This is a genomic window from Sphingomonas sp. (genome assembly GCF_024508665.1).
Taxonomy (GTDB): Bacteria; Pseudomonadota; Alphaproteobacteria; order Sphingomonadales; family Sphingomonadaceae; genus Sphingomonas.
Genome location: NZ_JANINP010000002.1, coordinates 1 through 18,755 on the forward strand (window position 1 = coordinate 1; position 18,755 = coordinate 18,755).

Consider the following 18,755-nt stretch of genomic DNA (forward strand, 5'->3'; position numbering starts at 1 on the left):
ATCACGTCGCCGGCGTTGCGGACGTAATAGACATCGTTCCCCGCACCACCCTGCAAGGTGTCGCCGCCGCCGCCGCCATCGAGCTGGTTGCTGCCGGCATTGCCGGTAATCGTGTTCTGGCCGGCATTACCGGTACCGTTGATGTTGCCGGTCCCGGTCAGGACCAGATTCTCGACATTGGCGCCGAGCGTGAAGCTCACTGAGGATCGAACCGTGTCAGTGCCCTCGTTGGCGTTCTCGAACACCTTGTCGCCGGCATTGTCGACCACGTACGTGTCGTCGCCCGCACCGCCGTACATCAGGTCCGCACCCGCACCGCCATCCAGCGTGTTCGCCGCGGAATTGCCGCGGATCACATTGGCATTGGCGTCACCGGTACCGTTGATCGCTGCATTACCCGTCAGCGTCAGGTTCTCGACATTGGCGAAGGCGGCCAGCGATGCGGTGATCGCGCTTTCGACCGTGTCGTTACCCTCTCCGGCATTTTCGACGATCGTGTCGATGCCGTCCCAAACATAGGTGTCGTCGCCCGTGCCGCCGATCAGCGTATCGGCGCCCGCGCCGCCTTCCAGCCGATCATTGCCGCCGAGCCCGTATAGGGTGTTCGCACCGTCATTGCCGGTCAGCCAATTGTCGCCACCATTGCCGAACAGATTGACCGCGTTCGTGCCCGACAGGATGCCGTGCTCAACATTGTCAGCCAGAACGAAGGCCACGGCGCCGATTTCGGTGTCAAATCCCTCGCCAGCGTTCTCGTGGATGACGTCGTTCGCCGTGTCGATGTAATAGGTGTCATCGCCGAGCCCGCCGGTCATATCATCGACGCCCGCGCCGCCGTCGAGCACGTCATTGCCCATGCCGCCGCTCAGATAGTCGAAACCGCCCAGGCCGTAGAGTGTGTCATTGCCGTCGCCGCCATTCACCGTGTCGTTGAGATCGGTGGCGTAGATGGTGTCGTTGCCGATATTGCCGTTGATCGTGAGCGCGCCGTCGCCCGGCAGTCCCAAGGAATAGACGGCGTTGAACACGGTGCTGATCGCTGCGAGGTTGATCACGGTGTTCGACAGGTCCGCGATCCTGACGTGACCCGTGATCGTTCCGCCATCGGTGAGCGTGATCGTCGATCCGGTGATCGTGTTGAACTGCAGGAACTGCGCCGCGGTCATCTTGAGGTTACCGCCCGAGAGGTCGGTGAACGAAGTGACGGTCGCCGTTGAGAGATCGACCAATGTCGACGCGGTGACGACTAGCCGCCCGCCATCGGCGCCAGCGTCGTAAACCTCTCCCGCAACGAAATCGCCATCGCCGATATTGATCGTGTCGTAGCCGGCACCGCCATGGATCACATCGAGCCCCGCGCCGCCGGTGATCGTATCGTTACCGGCGCCACCGTCGATCGTATCGTTGCCGGTAGTGCCAATCAGCGTATCGTCGCCGTCGTCACCATAGATGGTCAGCGCGGTCGTGCCCCCGCTGATCTGATCATTGCCGGCGCCGCCGTGAACGACCGCGGTGAATGCCTGATCGGGCATAGTGATGACGTCGGCGAAGGCCGAACCCCAGACGATATCAACAGCCTGGATGTTGGTGATCATACCGCCGCCGAGAGTGGTGCCGGCGCCGAGCAGCGTGCCGACGTTCAGCGTAACTCCCGCGCCGGCACCCAGGAGCGAAAGTGTCAGCGTGTTGGTACCGCTTCCGCCATCGGCATCGTCGCCATAACCGATCGACAGGTGGTCGTCACCGGCGCCCCCAAAAAGTCGATCGTGATCGAGGCCGGCATCCGCCGCACTTTGCGCTGTCGGGTCGATGCTTGTCGCATCGTCAGGAACCCCCGAATAAAGGACATCGTTGCCGTCATTACCGTAAAGGGTATCGGCACCGGACCCCCCCGCCATTGTTTCTTGGCCGGCGCTACCGTTGAGAGTGTCGTCGCCCCCATTGCCGTAATGGACCGGCCCGTAAAAGCTGATCTCGGCATTGATAGTGTCGTTGCCGGCGCCGCCAAACGTCATCGAGCCGCCATTGATGGTGTCGTTTCCGTCACCACCATAGGCCACGCCTATACCACCGTAGATGGTGTCGTCACCGGCATCACCATAGCTAGCTGGAGCATATCCCGCCGGCCTAGCGTCGATGACGTCATTGCCGTCGCCTCCGTAGAGGCTGCCGCCAGCCCAACCGGAGTAATAATCAGCAATGATGTGATCGTTTCCGCCACGTCCGTAAACGTTGGCCCCCGTAGGATAATAGGTGTCGATCGGCACGAGGAGATCGTCGTAATTACTCCCCTCCAGATAGCCGATTTCCTGGATATTGGTGATGACACCGCCGCCGATCGTGATTGACGGCTGCGTCCAGAGCAGCCGAAAGTCCGCGTTCACACCGCTCGTTGCACCTTGAAAGCTGATATAGAGCCGATTGCCGAAGGAACCTTGAGCCCCGCCGTCGACATTGTCGCCATAGCCCGCGACGATATAATCATCGCCGTTGCCGCCGATCAGCGTGTCGACCTCTGTCCCGAAATCGGTCGAGGCTGCTCGATAACTGATGAACGGATACGCGTTCGGATCCGGATTTTGTGAGAACAGAATGTCGTCGCCGTCGCCGCCATTAATCGTATCGGCGCCGGCGCCGCCCGAGATCACGTCGTTGCCGCCAGCCCCGGACAGCGTGTCATTGCCGCCGTTTCCGTTGATCTTCTCCGGATCAGCCGTCCCGACAAAGGTGTCGTTGCCGGAACCGCCCTCGAAATCCGCCATATTTCCCTCCACAAGCTTGGAGGGAGCGTATCATCTCGCGACGGACTGCCAATATGATTTACAGCAATTCGAGCAAAATCCTTCGATCTTTAAGGACCGATTTGGGTGGGCGGCAAATTGGACAAATTAAAAGGCGGCGGACCGAGCCGACCTGCCGCCTTTCCTTGTCTTGGCGTCCGCCCGATGACCATAGTCACATGGGGCCTCTTAGCCGCCTCCCAATTTCTTGATTTGGCCGTTACGGCCCTAGTCAATGCTTGAACAGCGTCTCTGCGGTATGCTCGACCGGGCCGGTATCCTCGCCCTCGCCCGCCGCCGCTTCGGCATCGCGCGCGGCCTGTTCGCGTTCGGCGCGGAGCTGTTCGATCAGCGCCTCGCGGTCGCCCTCGAGCCGTGTGTCGACCGGCGCCTCGATGCCGTGCGCCTTGGCCGCCTTGGTCACCGCGGCGTCGAGTTCGCGCTGCGTGGTCAAGCCGAGCGTCACCGGATCCTTGGGCGTGATGTTGGCGATGTTCCAATGCGTGCGATCACGAATCGCGGCGATCGTCGTGCGCGTCGTGCCGATCAAATTGGAGATCTGACCGTCCGAGATTTCCGGGTGGTTGCGGATGATCCAGGCGATGCCGTCCGGTTTGTCCTGGCGCTTCGAGACCGGCGTGTAACGCGGCCCCTTGGTGCGGCGGATTTGCTCCGGCCCCTTCGACATCTTGAGGACGTAGTTCGGGTCCTTCTGACCCTTTTCGATCTCGTCCATCGTGAGCTCGTGCGCGCGCACCGGATCGCGGCCGGTCAGCTTGGTCGCGGCGGTATCGTCCGCGATCGCCTGGATCTCCAGGATATGCAGGCCGCAGAATTCGGCGATCTGCTCGAAGCTGAGCGAGGTATTGTCGACCAGCCAGGACGCGGTCGCATGGGGCATGAGCGGCTGAGCCACGAAATTCTCCGTCAGAAATAAATAGGGCCGCCCCTCGCGGAGCGGCCTGTCGTTGCACTGGACTTAATCCGATTGGCCGCGCGGGGCAAGCTCTACGCCGCCAGCGCCTCGTCACCGCCGACCGGCACCAGAGCATGGAGGAACTGGTGCGCGCTCTTGGCCCAGGTGAAGCCCTGGCCATAAGCGCGGCACGCGGCGCGATCGCGGGTCAGCGCCTCGGCGATCGCCTGGTCGAGATCGTCATGCATCGCGCCGGTTTCGGGCGTCAGCACGTCGATCGGTCCAGTGACCGGATAAGCGGCAACCGGGGTGCCGCAGGCGAGCGCCTCGATCATCACCAGCCCGAACGTGTCGGTTTTGCTCGGAAAGACGAAGACGTCGGCGGCGGCATAAGCCGCGGCGAGATCGGCGCCGAATTTGGGCCCCAGGAAATGCGCGTCGGGATATTTCGCCTTAAGCGACGCGAGCGCCGGACCGTCGCCGACGATCACCTTGGACCCCGGATGCGTCGCAGTCAGGAACGCCTCGATATTCTTCTCGATCGCGACGCGGCCGACATAGAGCTGGACCGGGCCTGGCAAGGCACGGATCGCCGGATCGGGCGTCGGATTGCCAAAGGTCGAGAGGTCGACGCCGCGTCCCCAATGGCGGATCTGGGTCAGGCCATGGGCCTTGAGCGTCTCGGCGATCGAGGCGGTGGAGGCGAGGATCGACTGCGCGGGCGAATGGAACCAGCGGATATAGCGCCACACCCATTCGGGATTCACGCCCGTTCGCGCCGCGACATAATCCGGAAATTGCGTGTGATAGGCCGTGGTGAAGGGGAAATCGCGCGCCAGGCACCAGCGCCGCGCGGCAAGACATACCGGCCCCTCGGTCGCTAGATGGATCGCTTGCGGGCTGAATTCCTCCAGCATGCGGCCGACCGATCCGGTCGAGGCGAAAGCCAGCCGAATTTCCGGATAGGTCGGGCACGGCATCGAATAGAACAGGTCGGGCGATACGATCAGCACATCATGCCCCTGGCGCACCAGTTCGTCGCGGACCGATTGCAAGGTGCGCACGACGCCGTTGACCTGCGGGCTCCAGGCATCGGTGACGATCGCGATCCGCACGTTCGTCAGGCCGCCGCTAGCGTCAAGCAGGGGACTTGGGCCTGCCTTCCTTTGATTTCGTCGGCCCAGTGCAACACCTCCATCCGACCGTCGAAATGCTCGACCAATGCGGTACAGCCTTCGACCCAATCTCCGTCGTTATAATAGTGAACGCCGTGAATTTCACGATATTCCGCAGTGTGGATGTGGCCGCATACCACGCCGTCGACGCCGCGATGCGCCGCGGCTTGCGCAACGACGTCCTCGTAATTCGAAATGAACTCGACCGCGTTCTTGACCTTGGCCTTGGCGTGCTTGGACAAGGACCAATAGGGCATGTTCCAGAAACGCCGCCAGCGATTGACCAGCCGGTTGAGCGCCATCATCGTCTCGTAGGCCGCGTCGCCGACATGGGCGAGCCAGCGGTGGGAAAGCGTGATCGCGTCGAATTCGTCGCCATGCAGCACCAACAACCGACGCCCGTCCGCGGTTTCATGGATCGCGTTGCGCCGTATCGCCACGCCGCCGAAATCGAGCCCGCAGAATTGCCGCACGACTTCGTCATGGTTGCCGGGGATATAGACGACCTCGGCGCCGCGCTTGGCACGCTTAAGCAACCGCCACACCACGTCGTTATGCGCGGCCGGCCAATAGAGTTTCTTCTTGAGCCGCCAGCCGTCGATGATGTCGCCGACCAGATACATCTTTTCGCTGTCGACATGGTCGAGAAAGTCGATCAGCATTTCGGCGTTGCAGCCCCTGGTCCCCAAATGGACGTCGCTGATCCATATGGTCCGGTACTGACGACGGCTATGCGTCGCCCGCTCGGGAATAGCAGGCTTCGAATTCGCGAAGTCCGACAGGTCGGCGATAGTACCGTCCTGTAACAATTTCGTCATTTCATTCATGCGTCACGAGCCCCGACGGATGACGTTGTCGGGCCTATGGCGAAGTTTTGTTACAGATCGAATCGTGATGACTTGAAAAAGTGCCGCCGATTCAATCGGTGATGGCGATATGCCCCGGCAATGCGGCGACTCGTTCGATCCATGCCTGGACCGCCGGGTAGCGATGGAGCTCGAACCCACCCTCTTCGCAGACATGGGTATAGGCATACAGCGCGATGTCGGCGAGAGTGAAGCGGCCGCCGACGAAGAAGGGCGTCTGCGTCAGATGCTCGTCCATCAGCGTCAGTGCGGCGTCTCCGGCCGTGCGCTTGACCGGCAATTGCGCGCGCTGCAGCTCGGTCAGATTGTCTTCGCCAACCAAGGTCATCCAGAAGCGGATCGTCGCGATATTGGGCTCGTGATTATACTGCTCCCAGAACATCCAGCGCAGCATATCGGCGCGGTCGAACCGGTCGGCCGGAATCAGGGTCGAGCCATCGGCGAGGTAGAAGCACGCCGCGCTGCTTTCGGGCAGGAAATCGTCACCGACCTGGAGCACGGGGATGCGGCCATTGGCGTTCACTTCCGTCAGGAAGGCGTCCGATCGCGTCTCCCCCTGCATGATGTCATATTCGCGCCGCTCGAGCTTCAGCCCGAGATGCGCCGCGGTCAGCCGGATCTTGTAGCAATTTCCGGAGGCCGAATATTCGTGCAGGATCAGATTGGCCATCGAACTCCCCCTTCAGGTCTGGCGCGAGCAAAAGCGCAGGGCATGTCGTCGGTCCAACCAAATTCGCTCGGCCGGTGATCAACGCGGCTTATGACCGTCGCCCGCTAGGCGATCTCCAGCACGATCTTGCCGACGTGATTGCCCGATTCCATCAGACTGTGCGCGTCAGGCGCCCGATCGAAGGCAAATACGGTGTCGATCACCGGCTTCAACTTGCCCGCTTCGACATGCGGCCACACCGTGCGCGCGAGTTCATCGGCGACCGCGGTCTTGAACGCGACCGAGCGCGGACGCAGCGTCGATCCGGTCAGCGTGAGGCGACGGCGCATGATCTCGAAGATCGGGATCGTCGCCTGGCCGCCGCCCTGCACCGCGATCGAGACATGGCGGCCATCATCGCCGAGACATTGCAAATTGCGCGGCACATAATCGCCGCCGACCATGTCGAGCACCACCGCGACCCCCTTGCCGCCGGTGATCGCCTTCACTTCTTCGACGAAATCGTGCGTCTTGTAATTGATCGCGTGGTCGGCGCCGACCACCTTGGCCGCCGCGCATTTCTCGTCGGATCCGGCGGTAACGATCACTTCCACGCCGAACACATTGCACAGGGCGATGGCCATCGTACCGATGCCGCTGGTGCCGCCATGGACCAGCACGGTGTCACCTTCCGCTGCAAAACCGCGCTCGAACAGATTGGTCCAGACCGTGAAGAGGGTTTCCGGCATCGCCGACGCTTCGACCATGGTCAACGCCTCGGGCACAGGCAGGCATTGCCCATAAGGAGCGACGGCATATTGGGCATAGCCACCGCCCGCGATCAGCGCGCAGACTGGTTGGCCGATCAGATCGCGCTCGATGCCCGCGCCCGTCGCGACGATCGTGCCGGCAACCTCCAGTCCCGGGATCGATGGCGCGCCCGGCGGCGGCGGATAGGCGCCCATTCGCTGCAGCACTTCGGGTCGATTGATCCCGGCGGCGGCGACGCGGATCAATACCTCGCCCTCACCCGGCGTCGGTACAGGGCGGTCGACGATCCGCAGCACCTCGGGCCCGCCCGGCTGTTCCGGATCGATCGCGCGCATCACGGTCGGTATCGCGTCCATTCGCACCCCTTCGTCGGAAACCCGCTGGGGTTATTGACATCGCCCGGCCCAGGGTCAACGTTCACGCTCATGGATTCCGAAGAGAATCTTCCGCGCCCAGGCGACCCGATCGCGCTCCTGATCAAACAGGACCTCGATCCGCTGTCGGTGTCCGAGCTCGAGGAGCGTATCGCTCTGCTCGAAGGCGAAATCTTACGCGTCAAAAATCATATGCAACGCGCCGTTAACCATCGCGCAAGCGCTGACTCTCTATTCAAGCGATGAGCGCGAATCGCATCTTCGCGCCGGGCCACGTCCCTAAGGGGATTTCCCGACATGATGATGCGGCGAAGGCCAGCGCTTGATGCGAGGCCCATCCATCCCGACATTGTGGGAAAGGGTCGTGCGTTCCTGCGGCCCGACAGGAGTATTTGAATAATGCCGAGTTTCGCCTCCGCGCTCGAAACCACCCTCCACAAGGCGCTCGAAGCCGCTTCGTCGCGCCGCCACGAATATGCGACGCTCGAGCATTTGCTGCTTGCGCTGGTCGATGACGAACATGCCTCCAAGGTGATGGCATCGTGCGGCGTCGATCTCGACGAGCTGAAGATGACCGTCGCGCAATATCTCGATACCGAGCTCGATGCGCTCAAGGTCGACAAGGCGACCGATCCGTCGCCGACCAGCGGGTTCCAGCGCGTCGTCCAGCGCGCGATCCTGCACGTCCAGTCGTCGGGCCGCGACGAAGTGACGGGCGCCAACGTGCTGGTCGCCCTGTTCAGCGAGCGCGAATCCTACGCCGTCTATTTCCTGCAGCAGCAGGACATGAGCCGCCTCGACGCGGTCAGCTTCATCTCGCACGGCGTCGGCAAAGGCGGCGCGCCGGTCGAGGCTTCGACTCCCAAGGGCGCCGAGGAAGAGAAGTCGACCAAGAGCGAGAAGGGCAAGAACGAAAGCGCGCTCAAGCAATTCACCGTCGACCTCAACGAAAAGGCCAAGAACGGCAAGGTCGACCCGCTGATCGGCCGCATGGCCGAGGTCGACCGTACGGTTCAGATCCTGTGCCGCCGCTCGAAGAACAATCCGCTCTATGTCGGCGATCCCGGCGTCGGCAAGACCGCGATCGCGGAAGGGCTGGCGCGGAAGATCGTCGAGGGCGACGTTCCCGACGTGCTCAAGCCCGCCGTGATCTATTCGCTCGATATGGGCGCCCTGCTCGCCGGCACGCGCTATCGCGGCGATTTCGAGGAGCGGCTGAAGCAGGTCGTGACCGAGCTCGAAAAGATGCCCGATGCGATCCTGTTCATCGACGAGATCCATACGGTGATAGGCGCGGGCGCGACCAGCGGCGGCGCGATGGACGCGTCCAACCTGCTCAAGCCGGCTTTGTCGGGCGGCACGATCCGCTGCATCGGCTCGACCACCTACAAGGAGTTCCGCAACCATTTCGAGAAGGACCGCGCCTTGCTGCGGCGGTTCCAGAAGATCGATGTGAACGAGCCGACGATCGAGGATACGGTGAAGATCCTGGCCGGCCTGCGCTCGGCGTTCGAGGAGCATCACCAGGTCCGCTACACGCCAGACGCGATCAAGTCGGCGGTCGAGCTCAGCGCGCGCTACATCAACGACCGCAAACTGCCCGACAAGGCGATCGACGTGATCGATGAGGTCGGCGCGATGCAGATGCTGGTGCCGCCGAGCCGCCGCAAGAAGACGATCACCACCCGCGAGATCGAGGCGGTGATCGCGACTATGGCGCGCATCCCGCCGAAATCGGTGTCGAAGGACGACACGCAAGCGCTGGCGACGCTCGAGACCGACCTGAAGCGGGTAGTGTTCGGGCAGAATGACGCGATCGAGAAGCTCTCTTCGGCGATCAAGCTCAGCCGCGCGGGCTTGCGCGATCCCGACAAGCCGATCGGCAATTACCTGTTCACCGGCCCGACCGGCGTCGGCAAGACCGAGGTTGCGCGTCAGCTCGCCTCGATCATGGGCATCCCGCTCCAGCGGTTCGACATGTCCGAATATATGGAGCGCCATTCGGTCAGCCGGCTGATCGGTGCCCCTCCAGGCTATGTCGGCTACGATCAGGGTGGGCTCTTGACCGATGCGGTCGACCAACAGCCGCATTCGGTGCTGTTGCTCGACGAGATCGAGAAGGCGCATCCCGATTTGTTCAACATCCTGTTGCAGGTGATGGACAACGGCAAGCTCACCGATCACCACGGCAAGACGGTCGATTTCAGGAACACCATCCTGATCATGACCACCAATGCCGGCGCGTCCGACATGGCGCGCGAGACGGTGGGCTTCGGTAACCTGACTCGCGAGGGAGAGGACGAACAGGCCGTGCAGCGGATGTTCACGCCGGAATTCCGCAACCGCCTCGATGCGATCGTGCCGTTCGGCTATCTGCCGCCGGAAGTCGTGGCCCGCGTCGTCGAGAAGTTCATCCTGCAGCTCGAACTGCAGCTGGCGGACCGCAACGTCCATATCAGCCTGGATGACGAATCGAAGCAGTGGCTGACTGCCAAGGGCTATGACAAACTCTACGGTGCCCGTCCGATGGGCCGCCTGATCCAGGAAAAGATCAAGCAGCCGCTGGCCGAGGAATTGCTGTTCGGCAAGCTGGTCCATGGCGGCGAAGTGGTGGTGAAGATGAAAGACGGCGCGCTGGCCTTCGAGATCACCCCGGCGGCGCCCAAGAAGCCAGGCAAGAAAGGCGGGAAGACCGCCAAAGCTGAGGCCAAATAGGCCGAAACCTCAACTGGAAACAAAAGCGGGCCGGGGAGCGATCCCCGGCCCGTTTCGAGTTATGACCGGGCGGGTTGTAAGGCTCACCCGGTTCCAGCAGCGTCAGACCGCTGTCCCGACGAGCTTGCCGATTCCAGCCGTCAACGCCATCGCCAGCGCGCCCCAGAATGTCACGCGCACCACCGATCGCAGCGGCGCGGCATCACCGGCCTTGGCTCCCAATGCGCCGAGGATGGCGAGGCAGACGAGCGAGGTGACCGTGACGAGCGGGATGAGCAAAGCCGTCGAAGCAAGCGCGACGACGACCAGTGGCGCGGCGGCACCGACGCTGAAGGTTGCCGCCGAAGTGAACGCAGCCTGGAGAGGGCGCGCGGTCGACAGCTCGGAGATGCCGAGTTCGTCGCGAGCGTGAGCGCCGAGCGCGTCCTTCGCCATCAACTGGTCGGCAACCTGACCGGCGAGTTCGGGAGTGAGGCCTCGCGCGACATAGATGCCGGCCAACTCCTCCCGCTCGAATTCGGGTTGATCGCGAAGTTCGCCACTTTCCTTGGCGAGGTTTGCTCTTTCGCTGTCGGCCTGCGAGCTGACCGAGACATATTCCCCGGCAGCCATCGACATCCCGCCGGCAACGAGCGCCGCGATACCGGCGAGCAACACTTCCGCCTTTCCGGCCGATGACGCCGCGATGCCGACGATCAGGCTGCCGGTCGAAACGATGCCGTCATTGGCGCCGAGGACCGCGGCACGCAACCAGCCGATACGCTCGACGGTGTGGCGTTCGACGTGGCGATGCAAGCGAGACATGACGCTCGCTTCGCATCATTTGATCGGCGACACATTAGGTAGATTACCCTAGCGCGGGCGTTGGTGCCCGGTAGTGGCGACATAGCGGGGGCCGTAAAGAAGCGGATGCCTTCCTGCCCTATTTGCGTACAGCGATCCGGGTGCCGTCCGTGACCTTGTCGCCGGGGTGAAGGACGACCCGATCGCCGGGGTTGAGCCCGGCAAGTATTTCGGCCCAATCGGCATTCATGTGGCCCACTTTGACGGTCACGGCGCCAACTCGCCGATCGGACGAAATCCGAAACACCTGCCATTGGTCGCCCTTGCGAAACAGAGCCCCGACCGGAACGCGCACCCGATCATTTGCCGACCAGACGGTGATCCGTACCGTCGCGCGAAACCCGTGACCGAGCCGCGCCCAGACGGATGGAGGATCGAGCAGATCGATGACGACGTTCACCCGCTGCTCCTCGACGCCCAGAGCCGATACTTTGAGAAAACCATAGGGTTCGACCAGGCGCACCCGACCGACCAGCGGTTTCGCGCCGCCCCAATCCTCGACGGAGACCGCAGCTCCAGGCTGCACCTGGACCGCATCCGCCGACAAGAGGTCGGTGACGAGTTCGATCTGCGTTGCGTCGCCGACGGCCGCAATCGGCGTTCCGGCGAGCACCACGCGGGCACTCTCCTGCGGCACGCTCAGGAGGAACCCGCCGACCGGCGCGCGCACATCGACTATTCCGCGCCCAGCGCCGCCGGCCTGGGGCGGGATCAATCCCGCACGTGCCGCGCGCACCGCTTCGTGCGCTGCCTCCGCGGTGCGACGCGCCGAACGCAGTCCTGCATTCGCCCGGTCACGAGCGGCCTCGGCCTCGTCGAGAGCCGCGCGGGCCACGAACCCTCGTCCGTAGAGCGTAGTCAGGCGCGCAAACTGACGACCGGACAACGTCACCGCCGTTCGCGCCACTTCGCTCTGGGCATCGGCCGCATCGGCCTGCGCCTCGAGCGTTGCTATATTCCCCTCGATCTGCGCGACCGTCCGAGCGTCCAGCGGTGCCGGCTCGGGCGGCTTGATGCGCGCGAGCACGGTCACGCCCGCGACGACGCGGGCACCAGGCTTGAGCGGGACCCGCAACAGCTCGCCGCCGACCGGCGCCGAGACTGTATAGAGGTCGCGCACGCGGGTTTCGGCCAGGTCGTCGACGGTCACCGTCATCGGCCCCCGGGTGACCGATCCCGCCTCGACCTCCACCGGCGGGACGCGCGTGGCGACGTAGACGGCGACCGCCAGCGCGACGACGATCAGCGCGAGCAGGATGCGAGGACCGGTGATGCGTTTGGCTGCCACGGCTTATTCTCTCGTCTTGAGGGCGCGTACCAGGTCGAGCCGGTCGACGCGGCGGCGTATCAGCATTGCGGTTGCCGCGCCGGCGGCGGCCATGACGATCACCCCCTGTCCCAGAACGCGCGGGTCGATCACCACGGGAATGGTGAACAGGTCGCTGTTGAAACGCCCGGCCAGATATCGCCAGAGTTCCACGCCGCCGACGAGCCCGAGCGGCAGCGAGAGGAGAAGCAGGATGGCCTGCTCGCCCAACAGGACGAAGGCGACTTCGCGCCGCCGAAAGCCGAGGACGCGCAGCGAGGCGAGATCGCGCGCCTGTTCGGACAGGCTGATCCGCGCGCTGTTATAGACCACGCCGGCGACGACGAGTCCGGCAAGGCCGCTATAGAATAGCGTCATGGTCAGCAGATTCTCCTCGATCGTCGAACGGATCGCGCGCTCTGCAGCGGCGCTCCTGCTGATACCGGCGACCATCGGGCTCTGCTCAAGCCGTTTCTCCGCCGCCGCGCGCCGTGCCGGGTCGACCTCCAGATAGGCGCCGGACAAGGTGTTTCCCTCTCGCAACAGCCGATTGAGCGCGCCGCGATCGAGCGTCGCGGTTGCTCCGAAAGGGCTGTCCAGTACGCCGACCACGGGTAGCCGCAGCACTGGCCGCTCCCCCTCGCCCACTTCCGCTTCGACGACATCGCCCCGGCCGACGTCCAACGCCTGGGCCATCCGACCGGAAATGATCGCGCCGTCTTTCGGCAACGATACGGCGTCGCCTTGCATGTCGACCAGCCGGCTGAGATCGCCGTCGCGCTCGGCGCCGACGAGTCCTTCGCGCAGCAGGTAATGACCCGCTCGAAAGCGTGCGTCGGTGGCCCGGAACGGCTGCACGGCGATCACGCCCGGAATGCGGGCCAGTTCGTACAGCGCGCGCGCATCGCGCGCCTCGGCGAAGGTGACCATCAGGTCCGATCGGTCGGCGGCACCGAAGCCCAGCTCGATCATCCGGTTCATGCTCGCCGGCGCATTCTGGGTGGCGACATAGAGCGCCAACGCCGAAGCCAGCCCAAGCACGGTCAATGCCGTGCGCAGCGGACGCCGCAGCAGCCCGCGTAGGATTATCCTGCTAGGCTCGTCGGGACCGAGCCGATTGGTCAGCCGACCCAATATCGCACTCGAAAAATCCGCCGGCTTGGGCGGCTGCATGGCGGCGGCGGGCGTCAATCGCGCCGATCGCCAGACAGCTGTTGTTGCACCGAGCAGAACCGGAACCAGCGTCGCGGCCGCCGCGAGCAGATAGACGTCGAGGCCGGCACGGAATGCGAGAAACGGGAAGGTGTAGAAGCGCTGATATACTTGCGACAGCGCGCGCCCGAGCCAGATACCCAGACCGATACCGAGAACGAATCCGCCAAAGGCGAGCAGCAAGGCGAGCGCAGCATAGTGAAGGAGGATCGCGCGGTTACGGAAGCCGAATGCTTTCATCAGGCCGATTATTTCGCGTTCCGTCTCGACGAGCCGCGCCAATACGATGTTCAGCAGGAACGCCGCGACTAGAAGGAATACGGGCGGAAGCACCGCCGCCATCGTCCGCAATTGCTCGATCTCGCTCGAGATGAAGCGGTCAGATATCTGCTGCTTGCGCGAATAGGCCCCAACCCCGCCATAGGGCGCCAGCAGCAGATCGAGCCGGCGAATCACGTCATCGGAATCGGCACCGGGGCTGAGCCGGACGAGCGCTTCATTGAATGCCTGTTTGCGATCGAGCGCCGCGGCCAGAGGTTCGCGCGCCATCCACAAGATGCCGTAATGACGATTGTCGGGCATGAACTGACCCGGCGCGAGCGCATAGATATACTCGGGCGAAAGCACCGTTCCCACCAGGCGCAGCTCGACCTGCTTGCCGTACAATACGGCGCGGAAGCGGTCGCCCAGACGGAGCCCGGCGTCGAGCACGAAGGGCTCGCTCGCGACCACCTCATTCGGGTTCTCGGGCTCTGGGAGGCGACCGCCGCGCAACACCAGGCGATTGAGCGCGTCGGCCGTCGGGGCGGGAAGCGAATGCACCCGCGCGGACACCGGCTCGCCGATCTGCGGCAGGTCAAGCGTTGCACGCGCGCTGATCCGGCTGTCGGCCGCCGCCACGCCAGGCAACCGGCGAACCTCCGCGATTACGGGCTCGGGAGCGCGCACGAGTGGGGCAAAGATCTCGGCGAAACGATATTGATCGTAATAGGCGGCGCGTGTCGCGTCGAGCGAGCGGATCAGCCCCTGCGCCATCACCACGGTCGCGATACCGGCCGCGGTGACCAACGCGATCGCCACCGCTTGCGCGCGTAGCCGCCACAGGTCGCGGAACAGCTTTACGGTAAGCGTCGAGCGCAGCCGTATCACCAGCTCAACTCCAGCGGGGACTTGCGGGTGCGGTTGTGGCGATGTCCGGCGATCTGTCCGTCGCCGAACAGCATGACTTCGCCGGCCATGTCGGCGATCACCGCATTGTGCGTGATGATGAAGGTGGTGGTGCCCAATTCCCGGTTCACCTGGTCGAGCGCGGCAAGCACCCGCGTGCCGGTCTGGCTGTCCAGCGCACCGGTGGGTTCGTCGCAAAGCAATACCCGCGGGCGCTTGGCGATGGCGCGTGCGATCGCCACACGCTGCTGCTCGCCACCGGAAAGTTGTGCCGGAAAATGATCGAGCCGTTCTTCCAGTCCGACCATCGCTAGCGCCTCCACCGGGTCCATCGGATCCTCGGAGATCTCGGTGATCAGCGAGACGTTCTCGCGGGCAGTCAATGACGCCACCAGATTGTAGAATTGAAAGACGAAGCCGACGCTGCGGCGGCGATATTCGGTCAAGGCGTCATCGTCGAACGCGGTGATCTCGTGGTCGAAGAACCAGACCTTGCCGCCACTGGCGTGGTCGAGTCCGCCCAGGATGTTCAACAAGGTCGACTTGCCGGAGCCGGAGGGCCCCAACAGGACCAGCATTTCTCCTTCGGCGACGTCGAACGTCGTGCCGCGAAGGGCGTGGACCGCGTTGCTGCCCGAACCATAGACTTTCGCCAGATTCTCGACGCGGTAGATTATCTGCCGCCCGAGGTGCGGGTCGACCGCGTCCGGCTCGGTCTGCGGTGGCGCTGCCACGATCACGTTCCCCGTGTTGCTCCGAACCGCAGTAAACCGCGCCCGATGGCCTCCAAATCCGTAGCTTCCCCTATTTCGGGGCAAGGCTCTTCGCGGGTATTTTCATCAGGCCATTACTGAATGTGTCCATTCTCGCCGCCTAAGCGAGTGCGTATGCCGGGCGGGATAAGCGCTTAGCCGATGGCGCAATGCGATCGAACCGCGAAGGTCGGGACTTCCCAACCTGGAGAAAGAAACATGGTTTCGAAGCTCATCGGCATAGCCTCTGTGGCGGCGTTATCCGCGATCGCATTTGCCGCACTGGCGGCATACCGGCCCGCTGCCTCGCCCCAGCCGCAGGCTGCGGACCGGGCAGCGGACAAGGCACCGCAGTCCGCCAAGGCGGACGCCGCGCCATGCAGCGCGGCGCGCTGCGAGAAACCCGGCAATCCAGCGAAGGAGGAAGACCATGACCGTGATGACGACTGACGCTCCGCGACCGCGCCGTTGGGATGCCGTCGTTCGAATCACCCATTGGTCGATCGTTGCCGCGGTATTGGTCAACGCCCTATTCACCGAGGAAGGGTCGAATACGCATGTCTGGGTGGGTTATGCGCTTGCGGCGATCCTCGCAGCACGACTGATCTGGGGAGTGATCGGCCCTGCCGAAGCGCGCTTCTCGGCGTTTCCGCCAAGTCCGCGCGCGGCCATCGCGCACATCCGTGAGATCGTGACGGGCGAGAAGCGAGTACATGCCTCGCACAACCCGCTCGGCGCTCTGATGGTCTATGCTATCTGGGCGTGCCTGTTGGTGATCATCGCGACCGGGATTGCCATGGCCGGCCTACCCGGCGCTCCACGCGAGACGCGATCGACGTCGTCCCCGGCCGCGTCGGCGGCTGGACCGCGCGTCGAGGCGCGGGAAACCGAAGAACGGGAAGAAGGCGAAGGGGAAGAGGGTGAGGAAGGACCACTGGGCGAGATCCACGAACTCGCCGCCAATTTGCTCTACGTCCTCATCGCGCTGCATCTCGCAGGCGTGGTGTTCGAAACGCGCCGCAGCGGACGGGAAGTGGTGACGGCCATGCTGCCAAGCCGTCGGTGACCGCGCGATGTTCCGCGTCATCCCGCTCGAAGGCGGCGGCGCTTCCGTCGGGTCCTTGTGGAGCGGCAGAACGGATTAGCCAGAGTGCGATGACGTGAGTTGCCCCGCCGCTTCGCGATTGCTCGGGACGCGCCGGGCCAAGCACGGCAGGGCACCTCATGATCGCACAATCCCCTTTTTAGACTAACGCTCGCCTGGACCTTCAGTAGCATCGCCAGCCAGCAGCTCGACCGTGAAATCGACCAGAGCGCGCAGGCGGGGCAGCCGTCGCAGGTCGCGGTGATACCCCATCCAGACGTCGCGCGACGGCGGAGCGCCGCCGAGATCCAGCCGCTCGATCTGCGGCTGGTTGTCGCCTAGCGCGGACGGCAACACGGCGATGCCGATCCCCTCGGCACAGGCGCGCGCCTGCGCCTGGCGGTCGTTGCTCCGAAATGCGACCGGCACGTCAGGCAATTGTTCGCGAAGCCAGATCGCGTCGGGCATGTGGCTGAGCGCGGCGTCCATCGTGATGAGCCGCGGCTCGGTACCGGCGCCCCGCTTCCGGTAGACGGCATAGCCGATCCGCATCAGTCGCCGCTGAATGACGTCGACTTCCTCGAACCGCGTAATCCGGAAGGCCAGATCGGTCTCGCGACGTGAGAGCGAATAGAGCCTGCTGTCGGTGACGAGTTCGATCGTCACATCGGGATGCGCCTCCGCAAAGCGGGAAAACACCGGCGTCAGCACATGGACGCCGAACCAGTCCGAAGAGGTCACCCGCAGCCCGCCCTGCAAGTGCCGGTCGCTGCCCACCAGCGCACGCTCGAGCGAGAGGAATTCCTCCTCCATCCGCTCGGCGGGCGGAAGCATCGCGCTGCCTTCGTCGGTCAAGACGAAGCCATGCGCGGTGCGCTGGAACAGGACATGGCCGGTCGCGGCCTCCAACGCCTTCAGTCGTCGTCCCATGGTGGGCTGGGTCAGCCCGCAAGCCCGGGCCGCGGCGCCGAGCGATCCAGCGCGCGCGATCGCCAGGAATATGCGAATATCACCCCAATCGGCATGCACAATTGCATGGATATCATGCGATATCGTTGATCGCAAAACGATCCTGATCCAACCATCCTGTGCGCGCCATGATTGGAGATCGCAAAATGTCCGGATCGGAAATGACCGCCGCCGTCGTGAATGAGGCAAATGGCCCGTTCGCGCTGGTTCGGATGCCGCGCCCGGTAGCTCCCCCGGGCGAAGTGTTGGTGCGGATTCATGCGAGCGGCGTGAACCCGCTGGACACCAAAATTCGCGCAGGGGCCGCGGCACACGCCAAGCATGAGTTCCCCGCGATCCTGGGCATCGATCTTGCCGGCTCGATTGTTGCGATAGGCGACGGCGTGACCGGGTTCGCCGTTGGCGACGAGGTGTTCGGGATGACCGGAGGCGTGGGCAGCATCCAAGGCTCGCTGGCCGAATATGCCGCCGTCGACGCGCGCCTGATTGCCGCGAAGCCCGCCAACCTCAGCATGCGTCAGGCTGCGGCGCTGCCGCTCGCCGTGATCACGGCTTGGGAAGGCCTGGTCGATCGCGCGCGTATCGGTGCGGGTCAGCAAGTGCTGGTCCAGGGCGGCGCCGGTGGGGTCGGGCACGTCGCCATCCAATTGGCACGCGCATACGGTGCGCAAGTATTCGCGACTGGAACCGCGGGCGACGGAGACATCATCACCGGCTTCGGCGCGACCGCGATCGACTTCCAGTCGGAGGAAGTGGCGGACTATGTCGCCCGCCTTACTGCCGGTGAGGGATTCGACATCGTCTATGACACGGTCGGGGGCGCGACGCTCGACGCATCCTTCGTCGCGGTGCGGCGCTTCGGACATGTGGTCAGCGCTTTGGGCTGGGGCCTGCACGCGCTTGCGCCCTTGTCATTCAAGGGCGGCACGTATTCGGGCGTGTTCACCCTGCTTCCGCTGCTGACCGGCATCGATCGCGAGCATCACGGAGAGATACTTCGCGCGGCAGCGGCGCTGGTGCAGGCCGGCAAGCTGACACCCAGGCCCGACCCCCGCACCTTTTCGTTGAGCACGGCCGGCGAGGCACATGCCGTGCTGACCAGCGGCCGAGCCGCAGGCAAGGTCGTGATCGATATCATGTGAGAATGCCGCGGGCAGACGAAGGTTGGTAACCCGC

16 protein-coding genes are annotated in these 18,755 nt (G+C 64.0%); 5 read left to right on the forward strand and 11 right to left on the reverse strand.

The window, feature by feature from the left end; translation table 11 throughout:
* The 6 genes from Q0L25_RS02875 to Q0L25_RS02900 all read right to left on the reverse strand — a co-directional run.
* A partial coding sequence (locus Q0L25_RS02875; RefSeq protein WP_296611421.1) for a calcium-binding protein occupies positions 1-2,762 on the reverse strand: 2,762 nt, incomplete at its 3' end.
* 250 nt (positions 2,763-3,012) lie between these two features.
* Complete coding sequence (locus Q0L25_RS02880; protein WP_296611422.1) at positions 3,013-3,696, reverse strand: DUF1013 domain-containing protein; 684 nt, start codon at positions 3,694-3,696, stop codon at positions 3,013-3,015.
* A gap of 92 nt (positions 3,697-3,788) precedes the next feature.
* Positions 3,789-4,811: a glycosyltransferase family 1 protein gene (locus Q0L25_RS02885; RefSeq protein ID WP_296611423.1), complete on the reverse strand. Its 1,023-nt coding sequence runs from the start codon at positions 4,809-4,811 to the stop codon at positions 3,789-3,791.
* 5 nt (positions 4,812-4,816) lie between these two features.
* The gene (locus Q0L25_RS02890; protein WP_296611424.1) at positions 4,817-5,698 is read right to left on the reverse strand and encodes a UDP-2,3-diacylglucosamine diphosphatase; all 882 of its coding nucleotides are present in this window, start codon (positions 5,696-5,698) and stop codon (positions 4,817-4,819) included.
* Positions 5,699-5,789: 91 nt separating this feature from the next.
* Complete coding sequence (locus Q0L25_RS02895; protein WP_296611425.1) at positions 5,790-6,407, reverse strand: glutathione S-transferase family protein; 618 nt, start codon at positions 6,405-6,407, stop codon at positions 5,790-5,792.
* Positions 6,408-6,511: 104 nt separating this feature from the next.
* On the reverse strand, positions 6,512-7,513 hold the full coding sequence (locus tag Q0L25_RS02900; protein WP_296611426.1) for an NAD(P)H-quinone oxidoreductase: 1,002 nt from the start codon (positions 7,511-7,513) through the stop codon (positions 6,512-6,514).
* A gap of 69 nt (positions 7,514-7,582) precedes the next feature.
* Between Q0L25_RS02900 and Q0L25_RS02905 the strand changes: the two genes are divergently transcribed.
* Together Q0L25_RS02905 and clpA are read left to right on the forward strand one after the other, a co-directional pair.
* The gene (locus Q0L25_RS02905) at positions 7,583-7,777 is read left to right on the forward strand and encodes a DUF1192 domain-containing protein (protein ID WP_296611427.1); all 195 of its coding nucleotides are present in this window, start codon (positions 7,583-7,585) and stop codon (positions 7,775-7,777) included.
* A gap of 153 nt (positions 7,778-7,930) precedes the next feature.
* A complete protein-coding gene (clpA, locus tag Q0L25_RS02910) occupies positions 7,931-10,246 on the forward strand; it encodes an ATP-dependent Clp protease ATP-binding subunit ClpA (RefSeq protein WP_296611429.1) in 2,316 nt (771 codons plus the stop codon).
* Positions 10,247-10,348: 102 nt separating this feature from the next.
* On the opposite strand, the gene Q0L25_RS02915 is transcribed toward clpA, so the two are convergent.
* The 4 genes from Q0L25_RS02915 to Q0L25_RS02930 form a co-directional block, all read right to left on the reverse strand.
* Positions 10,349-11,050 (reverse strand): VIT family protein, encoded by a 702-nt coding sequence (locus Q0L25_RS02915; RefSeq protein ID WP_296611430.1) that lies wholly within the window; start codon positions 11,048-11,050, stop codon positions 10,349-10,351.
* 118 nt (positions 11,051-11,168) lie between these two features.
* On the reverse strand, positions 11,169-12,377 hold the full coding sequence (locus Q0L25_RS02920; RefSeq protein WP_296611432.1) for an HlyD family efflux transporter periplasmic adaptor subunit: 1,209 nt from the start codon (positions 12,375-12,377) through the stop codon (positions 11,169-11,171).
* Positions 12,378-12,380: 3 nt separating this feature from the next.
* On the reverse strand, positions 12,381-14,756 hold the full coding sequence (locus tag Q0L25_RS02925; protein ID WP_296611433.1) for an ABC transporter permease: 2,376 nt from the start codon (positions 14,754-14,756) through the stop codon (positions 12,381-12,383).
* Entirely contained in the window at positions 14,753-15,508 is a 756-nt protein-coding gene (locus tag Q0L25_RS02930) for an ABC transporter ATP-binding protein (protein WP_296611435.1), read from the reverse strand. Before Q0L25_RS02930 ends, Q0L25_RS02925 begins: the two co-directional genes overlap by 4 nt.
* A 237-nt stretch (positions 15,509-15,745) precedes the next feature.
* On the opposite strand from Q0L25_RS02930, the gene Q0L25_RS02935 reads away from it, so the two are divergent.
* Both Q0L25_RS02935 and Q0L25_RS02940 read left to right on the forward strand, forming a co-directional pair.
* A complete protein-coding gene (locus tag Q0L25_RS02935; protein ID WP_296611437.1) occupies positions 15,746-15,976 on the forward strand; it encodes a hypothetical protein in 231 nt (76 codons plus the stop codon).
* Positions 15,957-16,592: a cytochrome b/b6 domain-containing protein gene (locus tag Q0L25_RS02940; RefSeq protein ID WP_296611438.1), complete on the forward strand. Its 636-nt coding sequence runs from the start codon at positions 15,957-15,959 to the stop codon at positions 16,590-16,592. The genes Q0L25_RS02935 and Q0L25_RS02940 overlap by 20 nt, the downstream gene beginning before the upstream one ends.
* A gap of 183 nt (positions 16,593-16,775) precedes the next feature.
* On the opposite strand, the gene Q0L25_RS02945 is transcribed toward Q0L25_RS02940, so the two are convergent.
* Complete coding sequence (locus Q0L25_RS02945) at positions 16,776-17,639, reverse strand: LysR family transcriptional regulator (protein ID WP_296611440.1); 864 nt, start codon at positions 17,637-17,639, stop codon at positions 16,776-16,778.
* An 86-nt stretch (positions 17,640-17,725) separates the two neighbouring features.
* Here Q0L25_RS02945 and Q0L25_RS02950 point away from each other — a divergent pair, with 86 nt between their 5' ends.
* Positions 17,726-18,721, forward strand: coding sequence for a zinc-dependent alcohol dehydrogenase family protein (locus tag Q0L25_RS02950; RefSeq protein ID WP_296611441.1), 996 nt, complete (start codon positions 17,726-17,728; stop codon positions 18,719-18,721).
* The last annotated feature ends 34 nt before the right edge of the window (positions 18,722-18,755 follow it).